At 60.3% G+C, this 24,675-nt stretch carries 21 protein-coding genes; 9 read left to right on the forward strand and 12 right to left on the reverse strand.

What is annotated here, in order from left to right; all coding sequences use genetic code 11:
* From IE091_RS12755 to fhuB, 5 genes are all read right to left on the reverse strand, one after another.
* Nucleotides 1-2,481: a TonB-dependent siderophore receptor gene (locus IE091_RS12755; RefSeq protein WP_229800831.1), complete on the reverse strand. Its 2,481-nt coding sequence runs from the start codon at nucleotides 2,479-2,481 to the stop codon at nucleotides 1-3.
* A 101-nt stretch (nucleotides 2,482-2,582) separates the two neighbouring features.
* Nucleotides 2,583-3,599 carry a FecR domain-containing protein gene (locus IE091_RS12760; protein ID WP_189463801.1) on the reverse strand — a complete coding sequence of 339 codons (1,017 nt, stop codon included), beginning with the start codon at nucleotides 3,597-3,599 and terminating at the stop codon, nucleotides 2,583-2,585.
* Nucleotides 3,600-4,151 carry a sigma-70 family RNA polymerase sigma factor gene (locus IE091_RS12765; protein ID WP_052196354.1) on the reverse strand — a complete coding sequence of 184 codons (552 nt, stop codon included), beginning with the start codon at nucleotides 4,149-4,151 and terminating at the stop codon, nucleotides 3,600-3,602.
* A gap of 7 nt (nucleotides 4,152-4,158) precedes the next feature.
* On the reverse strand, nucleotides 4,159-5,817 hold the full coding sequence (locus tag IE091_RS12770; RefSeq protein WP_039176904.1) for a multidrug ABC transporter permease/ATP-binding protein: 1,659 nt from the start codon (nucleotides 5,815-5,817) through the stop codon (nucleotides 4,159-4,161).
* Between the two features lie 49 nt (nucleotides 5,818-5,866).
* Nucleotides 5,867-7,867: a Fe(3+)-hydroxamate ABC transporter permease FhuB gene (gene fhuB / locus IE091_RS12775; RefSeq protein WP_189463802.1), complete on the reverse strand. Its 2,001-nt coding sequence runs from the start codon at nucleotides 7,865-7,867 to the stop codon at nucleotides 5,867-5,869.
* A gap of 324 nt (nucleotides 7,868-8,191) precedes the next feature.
* Between fhuB and IE091_RS12780 the strand changes: the two genes are divergently transcribed.
* From IE091_RS12780 to IE091_RS12795, 4 genes are all read left to right on the forward strand, one after another.
* A complete protein-coding gene (locus tag IE091_RS12780; protein ID WP_144982002.1) occupies nucleotides 8,192-8,959 on the forward strand; it encodes an ATP-binding cassette domain-containing protein in 768 nt (255 codons plus the stop codon).
* 118 nt (nucleotides 8,960-9,077) lie between these two features.
* Complete coding sequence (gene fhuF / locus IE091_RS12785) at nucleotides 9,078-9,851, forward strand: siderophore-iron reductase FhuF (RefSeq protein WP_039176910.1); 774 nt, start codon at nucleotides 9,078-9,080, stop codon at nucleotides 9,849-9,851.
* 62 nt (nucleotides 9,852-9,913) lie between these two features.
* The gene (locus IE091_RS12790) at nucleotides 9,914-10,780 is read left to right on the forward strand and encodes a LysR family transcriptional regulator ArgP (RefSeq protein WP_189463803.1); all 867 of its coding nucleotides are present in this window, start codon (nucleotides 9,914-9,916) and stop codon (nucleotides 10,778-10,780) included.
* 229 nt (nucleotides 10,781-11,009) lie between these two features.
* Nucleotides 11,010-12,830 (forward strand): diguanylate cyclase, encoded by a 1,821-nt coding sequence (locus IE091_RS12795; protein ID WP_189463804.1) that lies wholly within the window; start codon nucleotides 11,010-11,012, stop codon nucleotides 12,828-12,830.
* Nucleotides 12,831-12,836: 6 nt separating this feature from the next.
* Here IE091_RS12795 and IE091_RS12800 read toward each other — a convergent pair whose 3' ends face one another.
* The 3 genes from IE091_RS12800 to IE091_RS12810 form a co-directional block, all read right to left on the reverse strand.
* Nucleotides 12,837-13,559, reverse strand: a complete 723-nt coding sequence (locus IE091_RS12800) for a membrane protein (protein ID WP_039177057.1) — start codon at nucleotides 13,557-13,559, stop codon at nucleotides 12,837-12,839.
* A 36-nt stretch (nucleotides 13,560-13,595) separates the two neighbouring features.
* Entirely contained in the window at nucleotides 13,596-14,153 is a 558-nt protein-coding gene (locus tag IE091_RS12805) for a cytochrome b (protein WP_039176917.1), read from the reverse strand.
* Between the two features lie 126 nt (nucleotides 14,154-14,279).
* Nucleotides 14,280-15,149, reverse strand: coding sequence for a LysR substrate-binding domain-containing protein (locus IE091_RS12810; protein ID WP_039176919.1), 870 nt, complete (start codon nucleotides 15,147-15,149; stop codon nucleotides 14,280-14,282).
* Between the two features lie 108 nt (nucleotides 15,150-15,257).
* On the opposite strand from IE091_RS12810, the gene IE091_RS12815 reads away from it, so the two are divergent.
* Entirely contained in the window at nucleotides 15,258-16,136 is an 879-nt protein-coding gene (locus IE091_RS12815) for a DMT family transporter (RefSeq protein WP_039176921.1), read from the forward strand.
* 6 nt (nucleotides 16,137-16,142) lie between these two features.
* Here IE091_RS12815 and IE091_RS12820 read toward each other — a convergent pair whose 3' ends face one another.
* Both IE091_RS12820 and IE091_RS12825 read right to left on the reverse strand, forming a co-directional pair.
* Complete coding sequence (locus tag IE091_RS12820) at nucleotides 16,143-16,931, reverse strand: RsiV family protein (RefSeq protein ID WP_227406941.1); 789 nt, start codon at nucleotides 16,929-16,931, stop codon at nucleotides 16,143-16,145.
* A gap of 97 nt (nucleotides 16,932-17,028) precedes the next feature.
* On the reverse strand, nucleotides 17,029-18,468 hold the full coding sequence (locus tag IE091_RS12825; RefSeq protein WP_189463805.1) for a hypothetical protein: 1,440 nt from the start codon (nucleotides 18,466-18,468) through the stop codon (nucleotides 17,029-17,031).
* Between the two features lie 314 nt (nucleotides 18,469-18,782).
* Here IE091_RS12825 and IE091_RS12830 point away from each other — a divergent pair, with 314 nt between their 5' ends.
* Both IE091_RS12830 and IE091_RS12835 read left to right on the forward strand, forming a co-directional pair.
* Nucleotides 18,783-19,175, forward strand: coding sequence for a septal ring lytic transglycosylase RlpA family protein (locus tag IE091_RS12830; RefSeq protein ID WP_039176927.1), 393 nt, complete (start codon nucleotides 18,783-18,785; stop codon nucleotides 19,173-19,175).
* 177 nt (nucleotides 19,176-19,352) lie between these two features.
* Nucleotides 19,353-20,351, forward strand: coding sequence for an NADP-dependent oxidoreductase (locus IE091_RS12835; protein ID WP_039176930.1), 999 nt, complete (start codon nucleotides 19,353-19,355; stop codon nucleotides 20,349-20,351).
* A gap of 102 nt (nucleotides 20,352-20,453) precedes the next feature.
* Here IE091_RS12835 and IE091_RS12840 read toward each other — a convergent pair whose 3' ends face one another.
* Nucleotides 20,454-22,451, reverse strand: a complete 1,998-nt coding sequence (locus IE091_RS12840) for a TonB-dependent receptor family protein (protein WP_189463820.1) — start codon at nucleotides 22,449-22,451, stop codon at nucleotides 20,454-20,456.
* Nucleotides 22,452-22,608: 157 nt separating this feature from the next.
* On the opposite strand from IE091_RS12840, the gene IE091_RS12845 reads away from it, so the two are divergent.
* Nucleotides 22,609-22,782, forward strand: a complete 174-nt coding sequence (locus tag IE091_RS12845) for a YqaE/Pmp3 family membrane protein (protein ID WP_016914759.1) — start codon at nucleotides 22,609-22,611, stop codon at nucleotides 22,780-22,782.
* Nucleotides 22,783-22,893: 111 nt separating this feature from the next.
* Here IE091_RS12845 and IE091_RS12850 read toward each other — a convergent pair whose 3' ends face one another.
* On the reverse strand, nucleotides 22,894-24,162 hold the full coding sequence (locus tag IE091_RS12850; RefSeq protein WP_189463806.1) for a dicarboxylate/amino acid:cation symporter: 1,269 nt from the start codon (nucleotides 24,160-24,162) through the stop codon (nucleotides 22,894-22,896).
* A gap of 219 nt (nucleotides 24,163-24,381) precedes the next feature.
* Here IE091_RS12850 and IE091_RS12855 point away from each other — a divergent pair, with 219 nt between their 5' ends.
* On the forward strand, nucleotides 24,382-24,597 hold the full coding sequence (locus IE091_RS12855; protein WP_039183856.1) for a TIGR02450 family Trp-rich protein: 216 nt from the start codon (nucleotides 24,382-24,384) through the stop codon (nucleotides 24,595-24,597).
* Nucleotides 24,598-24,675 lie beyond the last annotated feature (78 nt).

The following is a 24,675-nucleotide window of genomic DNA, read 5'->3' on the forward strand; positions in this document are numbered from 1 at the left end:
TCAATACCGGAATGACAGCGTGCCCAGGACCGTACGGTCAGTGCCCCAGTAGCAACGGGCGGCATTGTTGCACTCGCCCACATACTGTTTATCGAAGAGATTCTCCACATTGAGCCCTACCCGCCAGTTCGCATCCAAGGCATAGCCGAGGGAAAGGTCAGCGAGCGTCACGGCGCGCGTGGCGAGCGTATCGCCGTATGCCAGGCTCGCGTCAGGATAGGCGTTGGAGCTTCCCAGGTAGCGCACGCCCAGCCCTATTTCAGCGCCTTGCATGGGCCCTTGGAGAACCTCATAGTGGGCCCACAGAGAGGCCTTGTGGCGAGGTACGCCAGCCACCTGATTATCCTCATAACGGGGAAACGCCACGTCCTCGACAATACGCGCATCGGTGTAGGTGTATGCAGCGGCAACGCTAAGCGCATCGCTGACATCACTGACCAACTCCAGTTCGATACCATTGGAATCGGTACGCCCCACGTTGCGGTAGCCACCGATGGCGCTGTCGTAGTTGATGTCATTCTTCATCACGATATCGTAGGTCGAGAGCGTAATGGCGGTATCCGAGTCAGGCAGGTCGTAGCGCAGGCCCAACTCGTACTGGCGGCCTGTAATGGGATCTAGCGGCTCGTTGGTGGCGACAGAGACCTGGCGCGCGGGCACAAACGTAGTCGCATAATTCACATAGGGTGATAAACCGGAGTCGAACTGATACATCAAGCCTGCTTGCCAGCTAAACTCCTCATCGGTGACAGAAAAGCCACTTCCGGGTGCCAGATGGTTGTTGTACTCCGTCCTGGCCGAGTCAAAGCGCCCACCCACCTGGGCAATCAAGCCCCCCACTTGGCTATGCAACTGGGAGTAGATACCGGTCAACGCCTGGACGTCCTCACCGTCTTCAGAGCGCTGCAGCGTTTGCGGTGATGAACTCCACTGGGGGTTAAAGATATTGATCAGTTGAGGCGTACTGAACCCCACATCCTGGGTCTGAGAAAAAGAGGTTCGATCATAGCCAAACCCGGCGAGCCAGGTGTGCTCAACGGTATCGTTACCAAATTTGCCTACCACGCGGTTATCAATCGCCAAGGTCCTGCTATCGTTGTCGCGGTCTCTGCCGTAAGCACCAATGACATCGTCATAGCCATCGCCTGGGTAACTCCACCACACTTCCCGACGATTCACGTGAGAACGCAAGTAACGGGCATTTTGTTGAAAACGCCAATCCTCGTTGAAAGCGTGTTCGTACTCATAGCCTAACGACCAGACTTCCCGCTCGAAGGTGTCCCACTCAGGATGGCCCAGGTTCGTGCGGGAGCTCAGCGTTCCTGAAGGGTGATCGAGCAGGGTCCCCGCCGCTGGCAATCCTAGCTGCAGCTCGGTGTCATCTTGTTGGTACATACCCAACACGGTCAGCCGGTCTTGATCACTCAGCTCGAAGGTCAACGAGGGGGCGATGTAGGTGCGATCGTCCTGTACGCTATCGATCTGGGTATCCGAGTCGCGATGCAAAAAGACGACTCGGCCCTGTACCGACCCGTCAGCATTCAGCGGGCCAGACACGTCGGCCGAGACCTGGCGGCGGTCATGGCTACCATAACTCAGGTTCACCTCGCCTTGATGATCAGCGGTAGGTCGTTTGCTGACCAAGTTGACCAATCCGCCAGGCACGTTTTCACCGTAAAGCGCCGTGGTGGGCCCTTTGAAGACTTCAACCCGCTCCAGGCCATAGGGCTCTGCCGACGTGGAGTAGGCGTTGGGTTGCACACGCAGGCCATCGCGGTAAGTACCGTAGCCATAATCGCGCTGGTTCATACCGCGAATAAAGAAGATATCGCCTGCCAAGCCATCCCCCACCGGGAAGTCACTCGACGAAATACCGGGCACGTAACTCAAGATGTTGCTGAGTGTGCGAGGGTTCTGATCCTCGATGCGTTGACGAGTCACCACGGACACCGTACGCGGCGTGTCCTCGAGCGCGGTATCGGTCTTGGTGGCCGTCAAACTGCGCTGTGCTCGATAGCCATGGTCAGGCCCCACGGCAGAGGGGCTCAACCACTCGGCTTCTACATGAAGCACCGGCAACGCTTCATTACCGGCCTGCTCTACCAGCCGATAACTGCCATCGCTCTGCCGCGCGGCTCCAAGGTGGGTTCCGTACAGCAGCCGCTCAAGCCCCGCCTCGACGCTGTACTGCCCAGACAGCCCAGGGCTCTGGCGCCCTTCGCCCAGTTGGCTGGCACCGCTGATGAATACCCCCGCTTCCGTGGCAAACCGATTGATCACTGTGCTGAGCGAGCCAGCGGGGATCTCATAGTCGCGAGCTTGCTGCTGGCTGGTTTGCGCCATGGCCGGCATCGCCAGCAGTGGTGTCACCAACCAGCCCACGGCTGTGAGGTGCACTGCCAGCGCGAGGGCGCGGTGACGCCTTGGCAACAGACGGGTGACAGTCGACGATGAAGGCAATGCAGAGCGCTGATGCGGCATATCGATTCCCCTTGCAGATGATGTTTGACGACTTATGGAGAGGAATCGAACCAACGCCAAAAAGGGGAACCCAGAACGTGTTTTTTATATTGGGCGTGCTGTTATTTGTCAGCCGACACCGCCTCGATCTTGATCCAAAAGGGCATGACTCGGAGTGCCTTCACGGGTAGGGTCGTTTCGACCATGCTCAGGGTGCGCTCCAGGTCGTCAATGGGGAAGGCACCGAACAGGGTCAGCTCTGCCACCGCTGGATCGACCTCCAGGCGGCCATGATGATGCCGACTCAGCTCCATGGCGAAGGCTTTCAATGACATGTCTTCCGCCAGCAAGACACCCTGGGCCCAAGCTGCCTGACTCACCACGGCAGGCGTGAGCCCGCTAACCTCATGAGCGGAATAGCTGGCCTGATGCCCGGCATCGACCACCTCACGTTGGCCAGCCTGCCCGCCATCGCCAAGGGTCTGAATAGCCACCGCGCCCTCGAACACCGCCAAAAGCTCGTCGTCTTGGCGCTGGCGAACGCTGAAACGGGTTCCCAGGGGAGTCAGTCGCGCATGACGGGTATCCATGTACAAGGGGCGCTCGGGGGCATCCCCTGTGTCGATCAGCACCTCGCCTGCCACCAGCTGTAGCCGACGATACCCAGCGGCGTAGTCGACATTCAGCGCCGACGCGCTACTGAGCCATACCTGAGTGCCGTCCTCCAGTTCGATACGGTAAATGTCGCCGGTGGCAGAGCGGTAATCGGCACGCCAATAGGCTACCCATTGAGGCAACGGCGTCCACTGCCAGGAGAGCCCTGCCAGCACGACCACGACCACCAGGCTGGACAGCCCGTTCAGCAGATGCCACCTACCTCGGCGCCGATGTCGCGCCGAGCTGATGACTCGGTCGGCGGCCTGCCGCTCTGCATCATCAAGGTGGGCGGTGAAACGCTGGCTGACGCCTTCCACTTGCTGCCAAGCCCAGCGGTGGGTGTCGTTGGCCTCATGCCACTCCTGCCAACGACGATGTGCCATGGCCGACGGCTCCGCTGCTTGCCTCTCGGCAAACCACTCGGCAGCCTCCGCCAACGCACGACGTTTGGCTGCTTCATCGTCGCAGGTAGCCGTCTCCATCTAGAGGCTCGCCTCGAAGCCTGCTTCGATCAACGCGCATTGCAGCATGGCCTGCGCCATATATTTTTTGACCATCCGTTCGGAAACCCCCAGCTCCTCGGCAATCTGCCGATAGGGTTTACCGTGTAGCTGCGAGGCCAGAAAGGCACTGACGACTTTCTCCGGCAGTTGCGCCAGCATGCGGTCGATTTCACACAGGGTTTCGATGACGATCTGATGGTGTTCGACGGAGGGCATGTTCACTTCCGCGCGGACGGCCAATGTCTCTCGCCAGGCTCGCTCGATGTCCTGACGGCGCCAATGATCCACGCACATCCCCTTGGCCATCCGGCTGAGATAGGCTCGGGTGCCATCGAAACTATCGAAATGGCGCGGCGTCTTCAGCAACCGCACAAACGCATCCTGCGCCAAATCGGCCGCCGATTCGCCGCATCCCAGCCGTTGCCTGAGCAACTGCTGCAACCAAGGCTGGTGGTGATGATAGAGCTGGCCCAGTGACTCTCGACAACCCGTATGATAAGCCGAGTGCCCGACGGCGGGAGGGATCGTCATGGTGCTTTCATCCGCTCACTCGGGCCACCGCGTCGCGGCTGGCGGCTGCGCGCTGCTCACCGGAGAGCTCGACGAGCTGCCCGCCGCGCATTTCCAGCAGTCGGTCGGCCTGGTCGAAATAGTGGTCATCGTGGCTGATCACGACCAGCGTTTTGCCCAGCGCCCTGAGCTGCGGCAGTAGCTCGCGGTAGAAGACGCGCCGAAACTGAGGGTCCTGGTCGGCAGCCCACTCGTCCAGCAGCAACACATCGCGCTGTTCGGCTACCGCCAGCAGCATGGCGAGGCGCTTGCGCTGGCCCTGGGAGAGGTTGACGTTGGTGACGCGGTCGCCGTCGAAATCGAGCTTGTTCTGCATGGCCAGGGCGGCCAGCCACTGTTCCACCAGGGCCGGGTCGGGTGCCTCGCCCCCTGGCCCCATCAACCGGTCAAACAAGTGCAGGTCCGTGTAAATGGCCGAAAAGTGCTGTCGATAGCGTGTCCAGTCTTGGTCGCGTAGCGGCTTGCCATCGACGCGGACACAGCCACGCTGAGGGTGGTAAAGCCCGGTCAGTAGCCTCGCCAGGGTCGATTTTCCGCTGCCGTTTCCGCCAATCAGGAACACCACTTCGCCACGCTTCAAGGTCAGATCGATAGGGCCAATGGCAAAGCCCGCGCGCGACTCCTCATCCGGATAGCGATAGCAGACCTGCTCCAGGGTCAGTTCCTGCCAATCGTGGCGCTGGGCCGCGTGGCCGAAGGTTTCACTGTGCTCGGCCAGCTCCAGACTACGAATCTTTTCAAACGCGACTCGGGCGTTGATCAGCGTCGGGAAAGCGCCTATCGCCTGTATCAGCGGCGCGCGCAGAAACAGCAGAGTCAGCGAAAAGGTGGTGGCCACCTGCACCGATGCCCAGCCAAGGCCATTGGCCAAAAAGAAGGTGATGCCAATCGCCCCTAGCATCATGATGTTGAACCAGTTCACGGCGCTGAGATGATAGGTATCGCCCAGAATGTAATGACGGCGACAATCCTTGGCGTTGGGCGTATAGACATCGCGGTACAGCCATTCGGCGCGGTCGCGGTTGAGCGCCAGCTCTTTGCGCCCCTCGATCACGGCCTGGTAATCCGCGTAGAGACGATCCTGTATCTCGCGCAGCTTGGCCATGTGCCCATAGACTCGCGCCACCAGACGCATACCGATGACCACCGTCACGATCACCCACAATGCGGAGATCCCCAGCATGGCAGGCGAAAGCCACCACAGGTAAAGCGTGGCACCCACCGTCAGCACCCCGCCTTGCACCAGTTCCGGCAAACGTATGAAGGCAACGGTGACCGAGTTCACATCGGTGGAGAGGCTCGCCAGCAGGCGCGCACTGCCGATCTGCTCGGCACGCTCGAGATGGGTATCCAGAATGCGCTTGATCAACTGCCCCCGCAGCCGATAAACGAACTGGTGGCCCAGCGTGGTCAGCGCCAATTGCGATGCCAGGGTTATGAGCAGCAGTAGCGCGATCAACCCCAGAAACTCGGGCAGGATACGCCAGGGATCAACGAAGGAACCCAGCAGCCGCTGATTGATAAACGCGATGACGCCAATGCCCAGGCCCGCACTGGCCAGACTCAGTAGCAACACGGCGACGAAGGGCCAGCGGTAATCACGCCATACGATCTTCAACAGCTCCATCACCATGACTCCTGGGCTTTTTTCATATCACCACCAATAGAGAGGGCAATCACAACCGCCGCAGCCCCCACATGAAATAGGCGCCGCCGATCAAGGACGCCACCAAGCCCGCCGGTATCTCATAGGGAAAAATGATCTGTCGGCCGATCCAATCCGCCAGCACCATCAGCAGCATGCCGATCAACGCAGCCCCCAGCAGGTGCTGCCCCGCCCGAGAGAAACCGACCAGGCGTGCCATGTGCGGCGCCAGCAGGCCAATGAACGACAGCGGCCCGACCACCAGGGTGGCGCAGGCGGTTAACAGCGCCACCAACAGCAGCAGCGCCAAACGGGCACGGTTGAGGGTCACTCCCAGTGCTCTGGCAGTCGGCGCGCCCAAGGGCAAGATATCCAGCCAGCGGGTGAAGGGCAGCGTAATCAACGCCAGCATCGCAGCCACTCCCCCGACCGTCACCGCATGGGTGACATCTACGTAGTAGGTGGAGCCCGCCAGCCAGGCAATGACCTGCTGGCCACGCGGATCGCCCCCCGCCAGCATCACGCTGCGTACCGCATCGAAAAGGGCACTGACGGCCACCCCAGTGAGCAGCAAACGCTCGGGGAGATAACCGCTCTTGCGGTTGATGCCCACGAGCACCAGCAACGTGGCGAAAGCCCCCAGCGTGCCGACCCCCATCAGCATCATGTTGGTGGGCGTGGGTAACAGAAAAATGCCCAGAATCAGCGCGATGGCACAGCCACCGCTGATACCCAGCACTTCCGGGCTGGCCATGGGATTGGCGGAAAGGCGCTGGAGTATCGTCCCGGCAATGGCCAGCATCAACCCGCTGGCAGCGGCCGCCATCACCCGTGGCAAGCGCCACTGCATCACATTCCAGCTCTCTGGCGAGAGCAGGTACCAGCCATCGACACCCTGGCCTACGAGCAGCCCCAGCAGCGTGGCCGCCAAGAGTGCAAAGATCAATCCGGTGACCAAGCGTGACGGCGCAGCATGGCGGCGGGCAACGACGCTCGCCCCTCTGGGCGGCTGATCGCCCTGAAGTTTCAGGCGCGGAATCAGCCACATCAGTAGCGGTGCCCCCAGGGCACCGGTAACCGCCCCGGTGGGAATGAAGGCTGCCCCCATACCACCGAACTGCTGCAGCAGCAGGTCCGTGGTCGCCAGCAGCACGCCCCCCAGCAGCGTCGACCACAACACCCGCGACCCCAATCGGCGCGCCCCGGCCATGCGCACGATATTGGGCGCCGCCAGGCCAATGAAACCAATGATGCCCACCACGCTGACGATGCTGCCGGTAATGAAGACGGCCAGCCCCATCCCCGCAAAGCGCAGATAGGCCAACGAGACACCCAGGCTCTTGGCGCTGGCGTCGTCCAGCTCCAGCACTGCTAGCGGGCGCAGCAAGAACCAGGCAGCAATGCAGCTAATCGCCAACCGAGGCCAGAGCACGGCCACGCCGTCCCAGCCATTTTGCGCCAGCGACCCCGCCCCCCAGATCAGCAGCCCCGACAGCGCCTCATGGTTGAACAGCAGTAGCGCTGTCGAGAGCGCGCCCAGGTACAAATTGACGACCAGGCCCGCCAACACCACCACGATAGGCGCCAGCCCCCGACGCCAGGAAAGCAGAAAAACCAGCCCCACGGCCAGCGCGCCGCCCAGCAAGGCGACCCACTCACGCCCAGCCACCAACAACCCCGGCGCCAGCAAAGTGGCGGTCATCAGCGCCAGGTTAGCGCCCGATGCCACCCCCAGCGTCGTCGGCGAAGCTAACGGGTTACGCAGCACTTGCTGCATCAGCACACCCGCCAATCCCAAGCCAGCCCCCGCCAGCAGCGCGACCGACAGGCGCGGCCACCAAGCGTAGTAAAGCAGCAGCTCGTCGACACTCTCGAAAGAAGGCGCCACCAGGGCACGCAGGCCCAAGGTGACTCCGCCTTGGCTTTCCAGTCCGGCCCAAAACAGCACCACCATCGGCAGGCTAAGCAGCAGGCAGGCTTTCGCGGGTGATACTCCTCCCAGACGTTGAGCAACTCGTGCGGTACCTAGCATGGCAAGCCCTCGTTCGTGATGGCCATACCGCTCACCAGACTGGACGTGATAGCCAACACCATCATGGTCTTACCCTTACCTTGGAGGAAAACGAGTGGACGGAACATTGCCGATTTAATCATCGGCGATGATTCTAAATGATAACGATTAGCACTACAATTGTATTATCATGCACAGGAGCCGCCCGGCAAACGCCCCAGGGCTGGCGAGATAGCCCTGGCCGTGTGCCTGCCGTTGTAGAATCAGTGCATCTTTATTTTAAAAATGAGAACCATTAGCACTAGAATGGAACGCTAAGGTCCTACCCATCTTCAGGAGTCATTCATGTTCGAGGTCAAAGGTGCCACCTTTGAAATCAATGGCAAGCAGATCCTTGCACCCATTGAGCACACCTTTCATGAGGGCAAGGTATACGGTCTGATTGGCCATAATGGCTCGGGCAAGTCGACGCTGATCAAACTGTTGGCACAGCAGCAGCCCGTCACCGAAGGCGATATCCTGTTCGACCATCGCCCGTTGCGTGCCTGGGGCACGCGCGAGTTTGCGCGTCAGGTGGCCTACCTGCCGCAGCATTTGCCCAGCGCTGAGAATCTCACTGGCCGTGAACTGGTCGCCTTTGGCCGCTACCCTTGGCACGGGCTGCTGGGGCGTCACGACCAGCGGGATAAAGCGGCCATCGAGCGCGCCATTACCCTGACGCATACGGAGGCCTTTGCCGACCGCCTGGTAGATACCCTTTCCGGGGGCGAGCGCCAGCGGGTATGGCTAGCCATGCTGATTGCCCAAGGCAGCCGATTTCTACTGCTGGACGAACCATTGGCCGCCCTGGACATTGCCCACCAGATGGAAGTGCTGGCACTGGTACGCACGCTATGCGACGAACTGAACCTGTGCGTCATCATCGTGCTCCATGACATCAACATGGCTTCGCGCTACTGCGATGAGCTCATGGCCCTGCATAGTGGACAGCTGCTGGCACACGGCGCCCCCGACGTCCTAATGCACGGCGCCACCCTCGAAGCCATCTACGGGCTACCCATGCAGGTGATGCCACACCCCAATGGAGAACACCGGATTGCCGTCGCCCAGTAGGCGCCACTCCCCCCCCACAGGAAAAAGAGTCGTTCTCAATCAGTACTTCAACTGATAAGCATTATCGCTTATGCTGACTCTCTTTCCTCGCGCCCCGTTTACGCCTTGGAGTTTGGTCATGCCACTTGCCTTGCGCCAGCCCGACACCGTCACGCCGCCTACCCTGGCCGACTGCTACCAGGGCCCACTTGAGCACTTTACCGTGCCAATGATCGGCGGTGTGCCCCCCCAAGGGGCCATCAAGGCTGCGCGATGGCGTAATGCCGCGCTGCTGGAAGAGGACATGGCGCACTTCGCCAGCCGTTACCCAGGTGGCGACCTGCGCGCCATTGCATCGCTCTGGTCGAAGTGGCATTTCAGTACGGTCACCGTCCCCACACTGACGGCACATCTACTGCTTGACCGCGATTTACCCGTAGGGCTGGACGACCTCCATGTGATGCAAAATGATCAGGGGGGGACACAAGGACTCTGGCTTCCGCATGAAGGCGAACGGTTTACCACCTTGGACACCCGCCAACGCTTCGCGACGCTGATAGAGCAACACTGGGCGCCGCTCATCGAGCGCTTGTCAGCCTTGTCAGGAGCGGCTCCCCGCGTCTTCTGGAGCAACGCCGGTGGCTATGTGGATTACTACGTCAATGCCCTCGCTACTCACCCCTTGGTCAAGCCTTCCGCCTTGGCCGCGACCCGGGCACTGCTGGAGTCGCGCACGCTCAACGGCCAACGCAATCCACTCTTCGAGCCAGTACGCACCTACCAGCCCAGCGGCAGCGACGACGTCAAACGTGTGCGCAAACTTTGTTGCCTGCGATACTTGCTGGAGGAGTTCGACGTCTGCAGCAACTGCCCGCTGGAGGGCTGCGACCGCGCGGCGCGCAAGCGCCATTGAGTTCTGGCATCGCAGTGGCGTATTGAGGGAAGATCATCACTTTCTCCCCGAATAGAACGGCCATGGTGGACTACAAATCTCTTCAAGCACTGGCAGCGGTCATGGAAGGCGGCGGGTTCGAACGAGCGGGTGAGCTGCTCGGCCTGTCCCAATCTGCCGTTTCACAGCGGATCAAAGCGCTGGAGACGCGCCTGGGCCAGCCAGTACTGATACGTCACCCCGAGTTGACCCCTACTCCCGCTGGGCAGCGGCTGCTGACTCACTACCAGCAGGTACGGCTGCTCGAACGCGACCTTCGGCAAACCCTCCCCACTCTGGACCAACAAACCTCCCGATTGAGAGTCGCCGTCAATGCCGACAGCGTCGGTACCTGGTGGGCCGATGCCGTTGCCCCAACCTGTCTTGCCGAGGGCATCCTGCTGGATCTGGTGATCGAAGATCAGGAAATCGGCTTGAAGCGCCTGAAGGATGGCGATGTAGCAGCCTGCCTGTGTGCAACGCCCACGCCCATGGCAGGCGCGCGCTGCATCAAGGTCGGCGAAATGGTGTACCTACCGCTGGCCTCGCCCGGCTACGTGGCGCATTTCTTCCCGGATGGCCCAACGGCCACGGCCTTTCAACACGCACCCGCCATCGTGTTTGGCCCACATGACCAGCTGCAGCATCGCTTTCTGGCGCAGTGTGGCTACCACGGGCATTTTCCCTATCACTTGTGCCCCTCTTCCGAAGGCTTCGTGCGGCTTGCCGCAGCAGGCATGGGGTATGGCATGGTCCCTCAGTTACAGGCCGCCACGCTGTTGAAGAGCGGACAGTTGGTCAGCATTGCGCCAGGCAGCTCACTGACGGTACCGCTGTACTGGCACTTCTGGCGGCACAGTGGCGACCTGCTGCATCGGCTGACCGAAAGTCTGAACCGCTTCACGATTTAGCACCAATCTTGCTTTACCTTCATGCCTGCATCTTCAAAGCTGGCTACACTCACGTTTGTATCGTTGGAGCACCCGCCGCTAATGCCAAGGCAGAGCACTGGTCGCGGCGTGATTAATTTGCTACTACTGTCATCGGGAAAACCCAGTGACAACGTATAGCGCTCTCCCAGGCCAAGGGAACCCTGCAGCGGCCTGCCGAGAGGAGAAAAAAATCAAAAAAGCGATGCTTATGGGTCATCACGGTTGGGGAAAGCGCCTGCTGGTCATCCTGCTGCTGTACCTGTCGGGTATCAGCTCTCTTGCGGGGGCTGTGCCGACGCTGTCTGTTTCACCGGATCAGACGTCTTACTCCCTGAATGGCACCACCCGCTTCTGGCACACGCCTGACTCGTTGACGCTGCGCGAATTGCTGGCACTCGCCCCATCTTTCACGCCCGTGTCACAGACCTCCGACCTGCATTTTGGCTATACCGCCGAAGAGACCTGGCTGACCACTCGTCTGCACAACGCCTCGCCACGACCCGCCCAATGGATGCTCAAGTTCGAGTATCCGTTCATCGACAGGATTGCGCTCTATACGCTGCGCGACCAGTTCAGCGAAGTACAGCTCGGGGGCAGTACTCTGCCCGTGGATGAGCGTGCCCTGGCCCATCGCCAGATCGTCTTTCCCATTCATCTGGAAGGAGGAGAAAGCGTCACGCTGTACCTGCAAGCCAATACCTCCGGCAGCAAGTTCTTGAGCTACAGCCTGATGACCCCTGATGCGTTCCATGCGCAGAACGATCGTTACAACTTCTGGCTGGCCACCTACTTTGGCATGCTGCTCGCCTTGGGGCTTTACAACTTTTTGCTGTTCTTTGGCCTGAAAGAACGGGTCTTTTTGCACTACGCCCTGTTTGCATTCGGCTTCACCCTGGCCATTCTGACCTTCAACGGCCTTGGGACACTGATGTTCTGGAGCTTTCTGGCCGAACAGACACCGCGGCTGGTGGCCATTGGTTTTACCTTTGCCTCCGCCATGGCGACGCTGTTTGCCCAGAGCTTTTTGAACACGGCGCACTATACCCCTCGCTGGCATCGCGTCATTTCACTGTTTCGGCTTTACTGCTGGGCGGCACTGGCAGCGTCACTGGTGTTACCCATTCCGTGGGCACTGCAGTTGACGGATGTCACGGGGCTGAGCGCATCGCTTTTGCTGCTGGTATGCGGCATCTACGGCAGTTGGCGGCGCGTCCCCAGTGCCCGCCTCTTCGTATTGGCGTGGAGTATCTTCCTGCTGGGTGCGGCGGTATTTGCGCTACGCAACATGGGGGTTCTGCCCGCCAACTTCATTACTTTGCACGGCATTCAAATCGGCTCGGCACTGGAAATGCTGCTGCTATCGTTTGCCCTGGCCGCCCGCTTCAACAAGCTCAAACACCAGAAGGAGCAGGCACAGGCCGATACGGTGGCCATGCTCAAAAAGCAGGAGGCCATTCTGGAAGCCAAAGTGGCCTTGCGAACTCAGGCACTGGAACAGCTTGCCAACCATGACATGCTGACGGGCCTGTTGAACCGCAACGGGCTGACACGCTGCGCAGCGGCTGCCTTTGACCAGAGCTATCGCACCCATGAGCCGGTGGCACTGATCATGTGCGATCTCGACCGTTTCAAGCCCATCAATGACCAATACGGCCACGATGCCGGGGATTTCGTGCTGCAACAGGTAGCCAAGCGGCTCGTCCATGCAGCGCGACTGGGCGACCACTGCGCTCGGTTCGGTGGCGATGAATTCATCGTCCTGCTGGAGGGTGGCCAGCAGCCCAACACCCTGGACAGCGTGTGCCAACGCATCGAGCAGTCCATCCGCTCGCCCATCAAGCTGCCCTGCGGGGTCAGTGTCTGTGTCGGTATCAGCCTCGGCGTCAGCGGGCTGCACCACTATCAACGCAGTGACGAACAGGGTCACGATGCGCTGCTGGAGCGCATGATCCACGAGGCCGACCAGCACATGTACGCCGCCAAGGCACGCACTGACGCTGCCGCTTATCGCTACTCTGCCAGAGGTTAGCCAAGCTCAGGCAAACATCAAAAGCCCCGCACATACCGCAGCGCCACCCGCGAAAGGTAAAAAGCGGCTGTGGCGGTCTTCCGGCAGCTCTTCTTTCAGCACGTTCAACACCAGCCCACCCGCCACGAAGGCGTACAGCAGGCTGATCAAGGCATCCGTGAGCTGAATGGCATGGCCAATCAGCCAACCCACGAACACCGCCGCCGCCAATACCCAACGGCCTTTCATCAGATAGCGCTGACGATGGTGCTGCACCAGCCCGTGGTCGTTGACCAGAAAGTGAAACCCCATGGCCAAGAAGAAGAACAGGGCTTCCGGAAGCTGATTGTCGCGGTACACCAGCAGATAACCAATCAGCAGGTTATAAAGCGCAAAGGAGCCAATATGGATCCAGAACACACCCCGCAGCTTGCCCAATGACACCCGCTTCTGCGGCGTATCACGATGGGAGTAGACCTTGGCCAACTGCTCCAGGCCATAAAAGACGCCCAATCCCACCAAGGCCGTCAGGTAGGCGTTATGTTCGAGAATGAACAGCGGCCCATGCTCGGTGATGGTGTCGTGAGCGTCGCTCAAGGCAGGGAAGATATGGATAAAGACATAGCCTACCGATACACCGCCCGCGAACGAGAGCCAAGCGCTGCGCGGCAGCGCATTGAGCCGCTGAAGCCGACCAGCGAACAGATGAATGGCCGCCAGTCCCAACGCGAAAGCAAGCTGCTGGGCCATGGTCATCACGCTCCTTGTGATACGGTGGGGATATGCTTAGTCGAACAGACTCATGCGCTTCATCACGTTGTCGCGCTTGATGCGCCAGTGGAACAGCGCCCCGGCCACATGCAGCGTGATCAGCACCACCAGCGCCCAGCCCACCCGCTCGTGCCACATGAACAGCGTTTGCGAGAGCGCTTCGTGACGCCCCAACAGCCCGGGCAAATGCCACTGGAAGAACTCCACCGGAAAGCCTCCCGTTGCCGTGGCGGCCCAGCCCAACAGCGGCATGACGACCAGCGCTGCATACAGCAGATGATGCACGCTGGTGCTCACCAGACGCTCGAAGGTCGACAGCGGCGGATCATGGTCGGGCACGACGAATGCCAGTCGCGTCACGATACGCAGCGTCATCAGCAGCAAGACAGCAATGCCCAACGTCTTGTGACTGGTGTACAGCAAGTTGGTCAGCGTGTTGCCCAGCAACGCCAACGTCCGCTCGTAGCCCAGAAAGCCCAGCGTCAGACCAGTGGCCAACCCCAGCAGTACGGCCCCCGCCACCAGCCAATGCAGCACTCGGTGAGGGTAGATATAGTGATCAAGCTCGTGCATTCAAAACTCCCTGCCCCGTCACATCGTTATCATCAGCCCGCCGCCTTTGCGGCACGGCGTTAGATTACTATAGTCCTGGAATAGCGTAAGTCATGGAATTGCGTACCGCTTGTTTCTCACGGCACATCAACCCTCACTGGGCACGGCCAGCTGTTCTCGAATCAGCTCTGCCAACCGGCGGGCAGGTTCGGTGGGCCGATGCGGCGCTCGGTGCAGTGCCAGTTCGATCATCGGCAAGGCAGGCAGCCCGCTGCTTTCGTCCAGCGGGCGCAGCGAGGGGGTCAGCATGCTGCGGGTGACCACCACCACGGCAAGCCCAGCGGTCACGATGGGCGCCAGCCCGGCCATGGACTGGCTGGTATACGCCACACGCCAGTGGCGCCCTGCGGCCTGAAGCGCCTGTTCCGCCACTTCCCTGAACACATCGGCCCCTGGGGTATAAAGCGCCAAGGGTACCGGGTCGCTGAGCAGCGGTTGTTGATTCACCCCCACGGCCCACACCAGCGGTTCTCGACGAATGACTTCCCCACCCGGTGAATGGCGCTGGCGCGTTACCAGCGCCAGGTCCAGCTCCGCCGTTTTCACCTGCTCGACCAGATGGGCGCTGGTGCCACACTGCACGGTCAGCCCTACGGCGGGATAGAGCTGGTGGAAATAGGCGAAGACCGACGGCAGCAACGACGCATAATCCTCGGGAATCCCCAGCGTCAAATCGCCCGTCACCTGACGGGCCTGCATGTCGCTCCACGCCTCGTCATTGAGGGCCAACAAGTGCCGTGCATGGGCCAGCAGACGCTCTCCTTCCGCCGTAAAGCGCAGCCGCCGCCCATCACGCTCATGCAGTCGCATCTCCAGCTGGGCCTCAAGACGCTGCAACTGCATGCTGACCGTCGATTGGGTGTACGCGAGCCGCGTCGCCGCCGCGGTGACGCTTCCGGTGTCGGCAATGGCCACCAATGTTCGCAGTAGCGTCAGGTCAAACGTGGGCGCACGCATACATCACCATCCTTGATGAAAACCATCATAAAAGATCGTTATCTTGATGAATGAGCCGTGAGTATGCTGCGCACAAGAGGTCAATTTCAAGGTTCAAGGAGACGCGTGATGCAGCCCCTTCACTCCCCGGTCGTGGTTTCCCCCAAATACAGTGTTGCCGCCGCGCTGGTGGCTGTCGCGCTATGGAGCATTGCCCCGTTACTGGCGGAGCTGGCGCGCACGGTCGCTCCGCTGCAACTCACTGCTCTGACCCTGCTGGCAGGCGCGCTAGCCACCCTGCCCTTGAGCCGTAAGGTGCCGCTGAGCCACTGCACGTGGCGCTGGCAGGCCGGTATCTGGCTGGGCGTTCCACTGCTGATCGTCGGGGCGGTAAGCAGTTACTTCATCGGCATGCGTTGGGCCCCAGCGGCAGAAGCCGCCTTGATTACCTATACCTGGCCGGTGCTGTTCGTCCTGTTGAGCCAGTGGTACCGCACGGGCCGCTTGACGTTGGCCAGCGTGTCGGGAGCGCTGATCGCCTTCATGGGGGCCGCGCTACTGCTGGTGCCACAAGCACTGGGTAGCGGTGTTGGCGGGGCAGCACCAGGTTACGCCCTGGCCCTGCTCGCCGCCTGCTGCTGGGCACTCTACTCCTGGACGGGCCAGGCAGCGCCGGTCTCGCTGACGCCGCTACTGCCCCGCCTGCTGTTGATTGCCTGCGCCATGACCTTTGCCGCCAGCATGCTGCTGGAAGGCCCCACGGCGCTGCCCCAGCAAGAAGCCCTGCTTGCGGGCATTGCCCTGGGTCTCGGGCCTTACGGCATCGCCATGGTGGCCTGGGATAGAGCGCTGCGCTTCGGCCATGCCAGCCTGGTAGGCAGCCTGGCCTATGGGGTGCCCATTCTGGCGGCCCTGTTACTGGTCATGGCAGGCGTCAGCGTGCTGGACTGGCGGCTGCCCAGCGCCGCCCTGCTGGTGGTGGTCGGCTGTTTGAAAGCAGGCCGCTAGCAGCCTTTACTCTGCGCCGATAAAACGCGGCTTGGCCACGCCGTCGAGGGCTTCAACGGGGATCGTCAAGGTGGGCTGACCCACGGCGTAAGGCGCGATGTCGTATACGTTGTACTTGACCTCCCATGCCTCCTCCAGCGGAGCAATGTTGCGGCTGGGGGATAACGGCCAGTTCTCCAGGAACTGTTCATCCTGCCCCATGTCGCTTGCCCAGCGCTGGTGAGCCTCCGTCAGTAACGCATCGAAGGCCGCCTCCTGCCCATCCAGCAGCATATCCTCGGCTTCGACCACTGCTCGGCGGCGCTCATCGATCACCATGAACGCCGTCATGGGCAGCCCATGGGCCTGCCCGGCATGGTAGACGTAGCTGTTCAGCTCCAACACCAGCAGGTCGTCGTGATGGGCATGAACCGTGGCTTCGAGCATGGCCTCACTGGTCATTTCCGGGGGCGTCAAGCGGTTGCCCTCTTCGGCCAGTTCGAAAAAGTGCTGGGCATACGCCTCCCAGGAAGCGGCAGGCTCGGCCTGCTCTTCGGTGATCCCCATGCCCAGGGTCAGCAGACGCTCCTGCAACTGCTGCGTCAGTGCTTCATCCTGGGGGAACTCCAGTGCTGAAATACGCACCGTCGAGCAGCGCTCCCCCTCACAGCCGGGCGCCACGAACTGCTGCTCTACGGCCAGCGTGGCCAATGCCAGCGGCTCCTCCTGAGGTTGCTGCGATGTGTGGCAACCGGTTAGCCATACACTGCTGGCCATCAATGTGCCCACGCTCATGACCGATGTCAGACGTACCATATCAACCTCCTTGTAAATGCGATGCTGCCCATACCAGCATAAAAAAATGCCCCTGCACAGAGCAGGGGCATGATCACCGCGTTACCTACTGGCCCACTCAGGTGTCAGGCTGCATTTCCGTAGGCTCTGCGCTTACCTCCAGCTCGAACATGCCGCTTCCGCTGGCGCTGAAACCACGGGCACTCACAGTGTAAGTACCCGGTAGCAGCGCCTGCTCCAGCAGGGCGTTGGTTCCCTGACCGCCGTCGTCGTCACTGTAGGAGACACCTTCGCCATACAGTTCGAGATAGGTATCGAAGTCAGTGGAGTTCATCGCCAGCGTTACCCGCGAACTCTCCGTCAAGGTTAGCTGATAGGTCAACGGTTCGCCGCTGTACCAGCCATTGATGGTTTCATCGGGGGTCAATTCGCCCTCGTTGCGCAGCTCTACGTCTTCTGGCAACTCACGTGTTGCCACTGACAGGGTAAACAGGCCGCTGTCGGTACCGTACGCCGTGCGGGCCGTGATCTGATAGCTGCCCGGTGCCAGGAAATCGGCAATACGGGCGTCCAGATTACCGGCACTGTCGTCGTCTTCACGGTAATAGCCGTTGGCACCTTCCAGCACGAGATAAGCATCCACATCGCTGGAATTCATCTCGATCTGGTACATGCCGGCTTCTTCGATCTCGAGCTCGTAGCTCAAGGGCTGCCCGCTGAACCAGCCATTCAACGACTCACCCGACTGAATGGCACCGTCATTGCGCAGGTCGCCATCGCCCGGAAGCTCACGCGGTTCTGCCGCCAAGGTGAACAGGCCGCTGCCATCACCAAAAGCGCTTCTTGCGGTCACCGTGTAATCGCCCGGCTCCAGAAAATCGGCAATGCGGGCATTCAGGTTACCGGCGCTGTCATCGTCTTCCCGGTAATAGCCGTTGGGGCCACGTAGCTCCAGATAGGCGTCGAATTCATCGGCACGCATCTCGATCTGGTACATGCCCGCCTCTTCGACGGTCAACGTGACTTCGCGGGGGGTGCTCTCCAGCCAGCTATCCATGGGCGTGCCCACCGCCAATGTGTCGGAGTCGCTCAGTTCGATGGTGCGAGCTTCGACACTGAAGGGGCCATAGCTCTGGGCATTGGCTCCGCTGACCACGACCATGTAGTCGCCGCTCTCTTTCACCCGATAACGCACGGTATCGGCACTGGAGAGCAGCTCCAGCTGATCATCGTACAGCGCCACGATGCCTTGCAAGGCACCGCGCAGCGACACCTCCACCAGCGCATCTTCATCCAGCTGGATGACGTAGCGGGTAAAGCGGCTACCGTCGTTACCGTTCAGCTCATTGGCAGAGGTGATTTCGCCTCGGCCACGCTCGCCAAGCGCCAGGGTCTCCAACCCTTCGAACCTGGAGCCTGAATCACTGGCAACCTCATCCAAAACTTCCACCGTGTCCGGTGTGGAGGGGGTTTGAGAGAGAGACTGTGCTGCGAAGTAACCCACCGCAACGCCGCCCACGGCGACCAGCAGCAGAGTAACAGGAGAGGATTTGGCCATAGGTGCATCCTTGATCGTAGGCAAAAACGCCGATATAGCGTCATCGGATTATAAGGCGCTTCGATCCATTAAAGTGAGCGTTTCAATAAAAATAACCCACGCTTTTGACGCTCGTTTCCACCTTGCACCGCCTCCGTTAACTTACTGAAACACAAAGGCATAATGATTCGTTACAAAAAACGCAATTATGGAGCTATTTGCACCGATCTTCTTAAAGCTTGCCGACTCGCCATACGCGGGCTACTATCACCTGGCCAATTTGGCGCCTCATCGATGAAAGCGGAGTCCGCGACACGAACCTCTGAGGTACTCCAATGGGAGCCCTAAAACACCTGGTACGAACGAGTTGCCTGGCCACACTGCTGGTATTTTCTACCGCTCACCAAGCAGTTGCCAGTCAATCAGCAGTAAACCTGGAGCTAGAAGAAGGCGTTGCGTCTTTCTACAGTGACCGCTTCCAGGGAGCCCTTACCGCTAGCGGTGAAACCTTTGATCAGCAAGCCCTCACGGCGGCTCACCCAAGCCTCCCGTTCGGTACCAAAGTGCTGGTCACTCGCCCCGACACAGGGCAGGAAGTAGAAGTGATGATCAATGATCGTGGTCCCTTCGTTCAGGGACGAGTCATCGATCTTTCAAAGCGAGCGGCGCGCGCACTAGGCATGGTACGCCGAGGCACCGCCCCAGTGATGATCACTCTGGTAGATTAACGGATAACACACCCGCGAGCGTGTGCTACCCCTTAAACGATCAGCGTTGCCATGCAACCTGCTGACTAAAAGCGGCCCCCAGCGGGGCCGCTTTTTTATGGCCTAATGAACCTGAAAGCAGGCTAATGGTCTTTATGAGGCAAGGATTACCGCATTCCCTGACAGCAGGAGGCTATGATGATTTCTCGTTTCTACACGCTCACGACCTACCCCGCAGGCCTACCCGACCTCTCTACGTTCGCGCTGGAAAGTGCCGAGCTGCCGGAACTGGAAGAGGGCGAGGTTCGCATCCAGAATCGCTGGCTATCGGTCGACCCTTACATGCGCGGCAGAATGACGGGGATACGCACTTACATTGCCCCTTTCGAGCTGGGCAAGCCCATGGAAGGCGGCGCCATTGGTGAGGTCATCGCATCGAGGCATCCCGATATCAAGGAAGGCCAGCGCGTCAGCCACATGGGCGGCTGGCGAGACATTGCCCAACTGCCGGGCGAAAGCGTCACCCCGCTGCCGGAAGGCGACGCCCCCGAGCAAGCCTATCTGGGCGTGCTGGGCATGCCGGGCATGACCGCCTGGACAGGCCTGAACCTGATTGCCGAATGCAAACCCAGCGATAACGTGCTGGTCAGTGCCGCCAGCGGTGCCGTGGGGTCACTGGCGGTACAGCTGGCCAAGGCCAAGGGGTGCCATGTGGTGGGCATTGCCGGGGCGGCCCACAAGCTGGCCTGGCTGGAGTCCATCGGCGTCGAGCCAGTCACCTATCAGGACCGCACTGCGCAGGAGCTCAGCGACGCCATCAAGCTTGCCAGCCCGAACGGCATCGATGTCTATTTCGAAAACGTGGGGGGCATCTGCCTGGAAGCCGCGTTGGCTCAGCTCAACGAAGGGGCACGTATCGCCGTCTGCGGCATGATCGAAGGCTACAATGCCGAGGCACCTGCGCCTGGCCCCCGCAACCTGTCACAACTGGTGGTCCGCAAGGCCAGGATGCAAGGCTTCATCGTGGCGGATCACTGGGCCAGCTATCGCTACTTCCTGAATGAAGTGACGCCTCAGGTGGCCGATGGTCGCATCGTCTACCAGGAGACCATCAAGGAAGGCCTGGAAAGTACCCCAGAGGCGTTTCTGGCGCTCTTCTCAGGCGCCAACACGGGCAAGATGCTGGTGAAGCTGTAACTCACCAAGGTTCGCTACCACCCCATCTTATGCTCAGGGGGCAGCCCAGGCTGCCCCCTGCTATCTACAGCGCTATCGTGTTGGCTTAGCGATCGGTTTGGCTTAGAAGCTCAGCTCGACGCCGCCATGAACACTGCGCCCCGGCGCAGGCTCGTAAAAACGCCCAAAGGTGCCGTTGATGCGCACGTTGTCGTTGTACTCTTCGTCGAACAGGTTACGTAGCCCCAGATAAGCGCTCAGCCGCGTATCACCACTGAGCTGCCACTCATCGCCTACACGCAGGTTGACCAGCCAATAGCTGTCGACTTGGGTGGCATTGGCGTTGTCGGCCATCAGGCTACCGATATATTCGGTTTCCAGCGTGGCAAAACGTTCCTGTTGCTGCCAGGTCAACTGGTTGATCCAGGTCTGCTCGGGCAAGCCGGGGAGCCGATTGCCATCAAAATTCGCCCCTGAATCGTCAAAGTTATCGAACTCGTAGCGCGCCAGCGTCAAGGCACTGTTCACCCGCCATGCATCGGCCAGCTGCCAGCCCAGTGCCAACTCGATCCCGTCACGCTGGGTATCGCTGGCGTTCTCGTAGAAGGTGCGCCCTCCTTCATCGAAAGGCACCAGCTCATCGCGCACCCGCACGGAAAACAGCGCCAGATCGTAATCCAGGGCCAGCGGTTCGACATACCCGCGCATCCCGATTTCTCGATTCCAGGCTTTTTGCGGCTCGATGGCTGGGTTGAAGCCCCCGCCCGCAGGGTTGGCGAATTCGGCAAAGGTGGGGGTTTCGAACGCGGTGCCGGTGTTCAAATAGAGTTGATGCTGCGGCAGGTAACGGTAGCTCACCCCGGCCGAGCCGCTCCATTCGTTGAAGGAGCGTCGGCCACTCTGGTCGCCATCTGCCAGAAAGTCATCGTCTACCCTGAGCGCCACACGATCGAAGCGCGCGCCCAGCGAAAACGTCACCTGCTCGGAAAGCGCCAGATCCCCCTGAGCAAAGACGCCGCTGGAGGTGGCACGCTGGGTTTCGTCAGCCGAGGCATCCCCCACCGCGCCCACGGCATTGACCCGATTGCGGTAGCGGTCATCCTCCTGGCGAGCAAGGTCGACGCCGACCACGTAATCGAGGGGCAGCTCGCCCAGCATGGCTGCCTGGTGATACTCGGCGCTGGCCCCCATGTAATCACGGCGATAGCCCAAACGGCTGTCACCGACAAACGGCAGCTGCTGTTCGAAATCACGACGAGCCACAAAACCGCGCAGGTACAAGGCGCCGTCCCCCAGCGCCAAGTCTTCGTATTGCAGCCCCAGCACCTGCTGTTCGGCCTGCTGCCGGGCATCCAGCGCCAGGGCGTTGGGCGCAGCCTGATCGCGCCCCTGCGCAACCTCGGTGGCCGTCAGGGCACCGGGATCTTCCGAGCGCGGGTTATCCAGCACGTTGATGATGGCCGTCAGTGCCCGTTCACTGCCCAACTCACGGCGCAGCTTGGCATTCAGCAGGTACTTTTCCGTGGCGCTCTGCTCGCGATAACCATCCACGTTGAGGGCCGTCAAGCTGACATGATGCGACCAATCCCCCTGCGCGCCACCGTGCTGCAGCGCCACTTTCTGATAGCCATGGCTGCCCGCCCCCAGGCGGATGCGAGTGCCAGGGTTGTCGCGCCCATCGGCCGTGGTCACGTCGATCACGCCCCCGGCAGCATTACCGTAGAGCACCGATGACGGGCCGCGAATCACCTCGATCCGTTCGGCGCTGTCCAGGTCGATGGCATCCAGCTGCGCTTGACCATCCGGCAGGGTATACGGAATGCCATCCACCATCACCGTAATCCCCCGTACGCCAAACGGCGCCCGGGCACCAAAACCACGAATGGCGATACGCTGGCCCTGGGCAAAATTATCGCGGTTCTGCAGCGATACCCCGGGCACCCTGTTCAGCGACTCATCCAGCCGCACCCGCTGCTGCCCCTGCTGGATCTCCTGGGCGTCGAGGGTCGAAACAGCCGCTGGGGTCGCATAGAGTTCACGGGCCAAACGGGGAGCGCTGACCTCCACGGCAGGCAGCACGGTACTGGCCTCGGGCGCAGTTTCCGCCGCCGCCGGGGTCATCACCACCGACCCCAACAACAGAGCCAGCGGTGTACGTGAAAACGGTAGTTGAAAACGATGCATGGATTCCCTTCCCAATGATTGGCGCTCAGCCTAAGCTGAACGATAGTGTAAGTGGTTGGTCTTATAGGTTAGCTAAAAAAGCAAAGGAGGCTTTATGGCGTTGACAGCGACAGACCCGATCAAGATGATTTTTGCGGTGATCTTCCCCCCTCTCGGGGTGTTTCTCGAAGTCGGGCTAAAAGGACATTTCTGGCTCAATATCCTGCTGACCCTGTTTGGTTTCATACCGGGCATCCTTCATGCGTTCTATGTCATCTTGAAGCACTAGCCCGCTCGTATCACCCCGTCTGACAAACGCCGCCTTGCCTCGTGCAAGGCGGCGTTTTTGCACCCGCCCTTTATCTTTCCAGCAGTTCTTTCCAGAGGTTCTTTCCGAAGGTCATGCCTGCTTGTTAACAGCGGGGCTATCCGTTTCGGGTGGCGCTTCGCTCAGGTCGTTCCCTTCACTGCGGCTGATCACGGACGAGCCGACCAGGTCTCCCGTCACGTTCAGTGCCGTGGCCCCCATGCCGACCAACGCATCGATTGCCGTCAATAGCGCCACGGTTTCAATGGGCAGGCCCACTTGAGCAAATACCGTCGCGATCATGATGATACCCGCCCCCGGCACACCCGCCGTCCCGACGGTCACTAACGTGCCGATCAGCACGATCTGGGCCATGCTCATGAAATCGAGCGGGGCACCAATGACGTTGGCGGCAAACACCGCCGAAATGGCAATACGAATTGCCGCGCCATCCATGTTCAGCGTTGCCCCAAGCGGCAAGCTGAAGCCATAGATGCTTTTCGGGATGCCCATGCGTTGGGCTGCATTGATGGTCAAGGGTAGCGTGCCTGCACTGCTTTGCGTCGCAAAAGCAGTCGCCATGGGCGTGCGCGCCTCACGAAAGAAGGTGCGTAACTTCACTCCGAAAAGCATCATGATCAGGCAATAAATTAGCAGCTGTACCCCCAGGGCGATATAGAGCACCATCACCATATCCCCCAGCGATACCAGGGTTGCCATTCCCTGCTGGCTGACCGTCTTGGCGACAATGGCAAAGACCCCTATCGGTACGAAATGCAGCACGCCAGCCATGACCTTGAGGGTGACTTCGTTCAGCCCTTCGATCACCTGATAAAGCTGTTCTCCCAGCACATGCTGTTGCTCGGATTGGCGCAACTTCAGCAGGGCAATGCCAAAGACCAAGGCGGTAAAAATGATGCCCAGCATGTTCAGCTCGGCAAAAGCCGTCACGATATTTCTGGGCACGATGTTCAGCAAAGCATCGACCACGCCAGGGCTCTCGGGAACCGAAAAGCTCGCACTATCATTCAGCGTCATGCCGCTGCCAGGACTGAACAGCGTCGCCACGCTCAAGCCCACCATGATCGCCAAGGCGGAGGACCCCAAATAGTAGAAGAACACCTTGCCCCCTACCCGGCCGGCGCTCCCCTCACGCGATTGATTCACTCCCACCATGAGCGTGAACAGCACGATGGGCACGATGAGAAAGGTCAACAGACGCAGCAGCAAATCCCCGACCGGGCCTAGCCATGTGGCGACCCACTCGCCGCCCACCAGGCCGACCAGCACGCCCAAAACCAGCGCAATGGTCACGCGTAAAATAAGCGACGCCTGAAGATAGCGCTTCCATAGATATTTCATTGAGTGCCCTGTTGGTGTAAATGGTTGATGTAAATAGTTGGTGTGAATCGTTGGTAGGAATCAGCGATAGAAATCAGCGGTCTACATCGTGCGTCGCAACATCATTACGTGGCCTAGCTTAGCATGGCGCATGGGCCTCATTTTACAACGCGCATGAAGGCCCCGTTCTCCACCACCCTAGCCACGCCACAGGTTTTCTCTTCGATTGCCGGAGCTCCCATGAACAGCATCAACCCCAATAAGCTACACCACAGCAAATGGACCGCGGTCACGCCTCGCAACAAGGAAAAACATTTCATCGTGACCCAGCTGCTGCGCGACGAGGAAGAGCAGGTCGTCGATGTCGTGCTGGAAGCCGTGCATTCCCATCGTGAAACCACGCTGCCCTGGCAGGCGCTCAAGGATGACCAGACGTGGAAAATGGGCTGGAAATAGCGCTTCCCATGGCAAGACTCAAAAAATAATCACGAAAGGCTTTGACCCGGCAGCGCAAGCATGACACTGTAGCGTCAG

It is taken from the genome of Vreelandella hamiltonii (assembly GCF_014651775.1).
GTDB classification, from domain to species: Bacteria; Pseudomonadota; Gammaproteobacteria; order Pseudomonadales; family Halomonadaceae; genus Vreelandella; species Vreelandella hamiltonii.

Coding starts and splice junctions, on each gene's coding strand:
- IE091_RS12835 (WP_039176930.1), top strand. CDS start 19,353: ATGATTTCTCGTTTCTACACGCTCACGACCTACCCCGCAGGCCTACCC.
- IE091_RS12760 (WP_189463801.1), bottom strand. CDS start 3,599: ATGGAGACGGCTACCTGCGACGATGAAGCAGCCAAACGTCGTGCGTTG.
- IE091_RS12795 (WP_189463804.1), top strand. CDS start 11,010: ATGGGTCATCACGGTTGGGGAAAGCGCCTGCTGGTCATCCTGCTGCTG.
- IE091_RS12805 (WP_039176917.1), bottom strand. CDS start 14,153: ATGCACGAGCTTGATCACTATATCTACCCTCACCGAGTGCTGCATTGG.
- IE091_RS12780 (WP_144982002.1), top strand. CDS start 8,192: ATGTTCGAGGTCAAAGGTGCCACCTTTGAAATCAATGGCAAGCAGATC.
- IE091_RS12830 (WP_039176927.1), top strand. CDS start 18,783: ATGGGAGCCCTAAAACACCTGGTACGAACGAGTTGCCTGGCCACACTG.
- IE091_RS12855 (WP_039183856.1), top strand. CDS start 24,382: ATGAACAGCATCAACCCCAATAAGCTACACCACAGCAAATGGACCGCG.
- fhuB (WP_189463802.1), bottom strand. CDS start 7,867: ATGCTAGGTACCGCACGAGTTGCTCAACGTCTGGGAGGAGTATCACCC.
- IE091_RS12765 (WP_052196354.1), bottom strand. CDS start 4,151: ATGACGATCCCTCCCGCCGTCGGGCACTCGGCTTATCATACGGGTTGT.
- IE091_RS12755 (WP_229800831.1), bottom strand. CDS start 2,481: ATGCCGCATCAGCGCTCTGCATTGCCTTCATCGTCGACTGTCACCCGT.
- IE091_RS12790 (WP_189463803.1), top strand. CDS start 9,914: ATGGTGGACTACAAATCTCTTCAAGCACTGGCAGCGGTCATGGAAGGC.
- IE091_RS12845 (WP_016914759.1), top strand. CDS start 22,609: ATGGCGTTGACAGCGACAGACCCGATCAAGATGATTTTTGCGGTGATC.
- IE091_RS12825 (WP_189463805.1), bottom strand. CDS start 18,468: ATGGCCAAATCCTCTCCTGTTACTCTGCTGCTGGTCGCCGTGGGCGGC.
- IE091_RS12800 (WP_039177057.1), bottom strand. CDS start 13,559: ATGGCCCAGCAGCTTGCTTTCGCGTTGGGACTGGCGGCCATTCATCTG.
- IE091_RS12815 (WP_039176921.1), top strand. CDS start 15,258: ATGCAGCCCCTTCACTCCCCGGTCGTGGTTTCCCCCAAATACAGTGTT.
- IE091_RS12820 (WP_227406941.1), bottom strand. CDS start 16,931: ATGGTACGTCTGACATCGGTCATGAGCGTGGGCACATTGATGGCCAGC.
- IE091_RS12850 (WP_189463806.1), bottom strand. CDS start 24,162: ATGAAATATCTATGGAAGCGCTATCTTCAGGCGTCGCTTATTTTACGC.
- IE091_RS12810 (WP_039176919.1), bottom strand. CDS start 15,149: ATGCGTGCGCCCACGTTTGACCTGACGCTACTGCGAACATTGGTGGCC.
- IE091_RS12840 (WP_189463820.1), bottom strand. CDS start 22,451: ATGACCCCGGCGGCGGCGGAAACTGCGCCCGAGGCCAGTACCGTGCTG.
- IE091_RS12770 (WP_039176904.1), bottom strand. CDS start 5,817: ATGGAGCTGTTGAAGATCGTATGGCGTGATTACCGCTGGCCCTTCGTC.
- fhuF (WP_039176910.1), top strand. CDS start 9,078: ATGCCACTTGCCTTGCGCCAGCCCGACACCGTCACGCCGCCTACCCTG.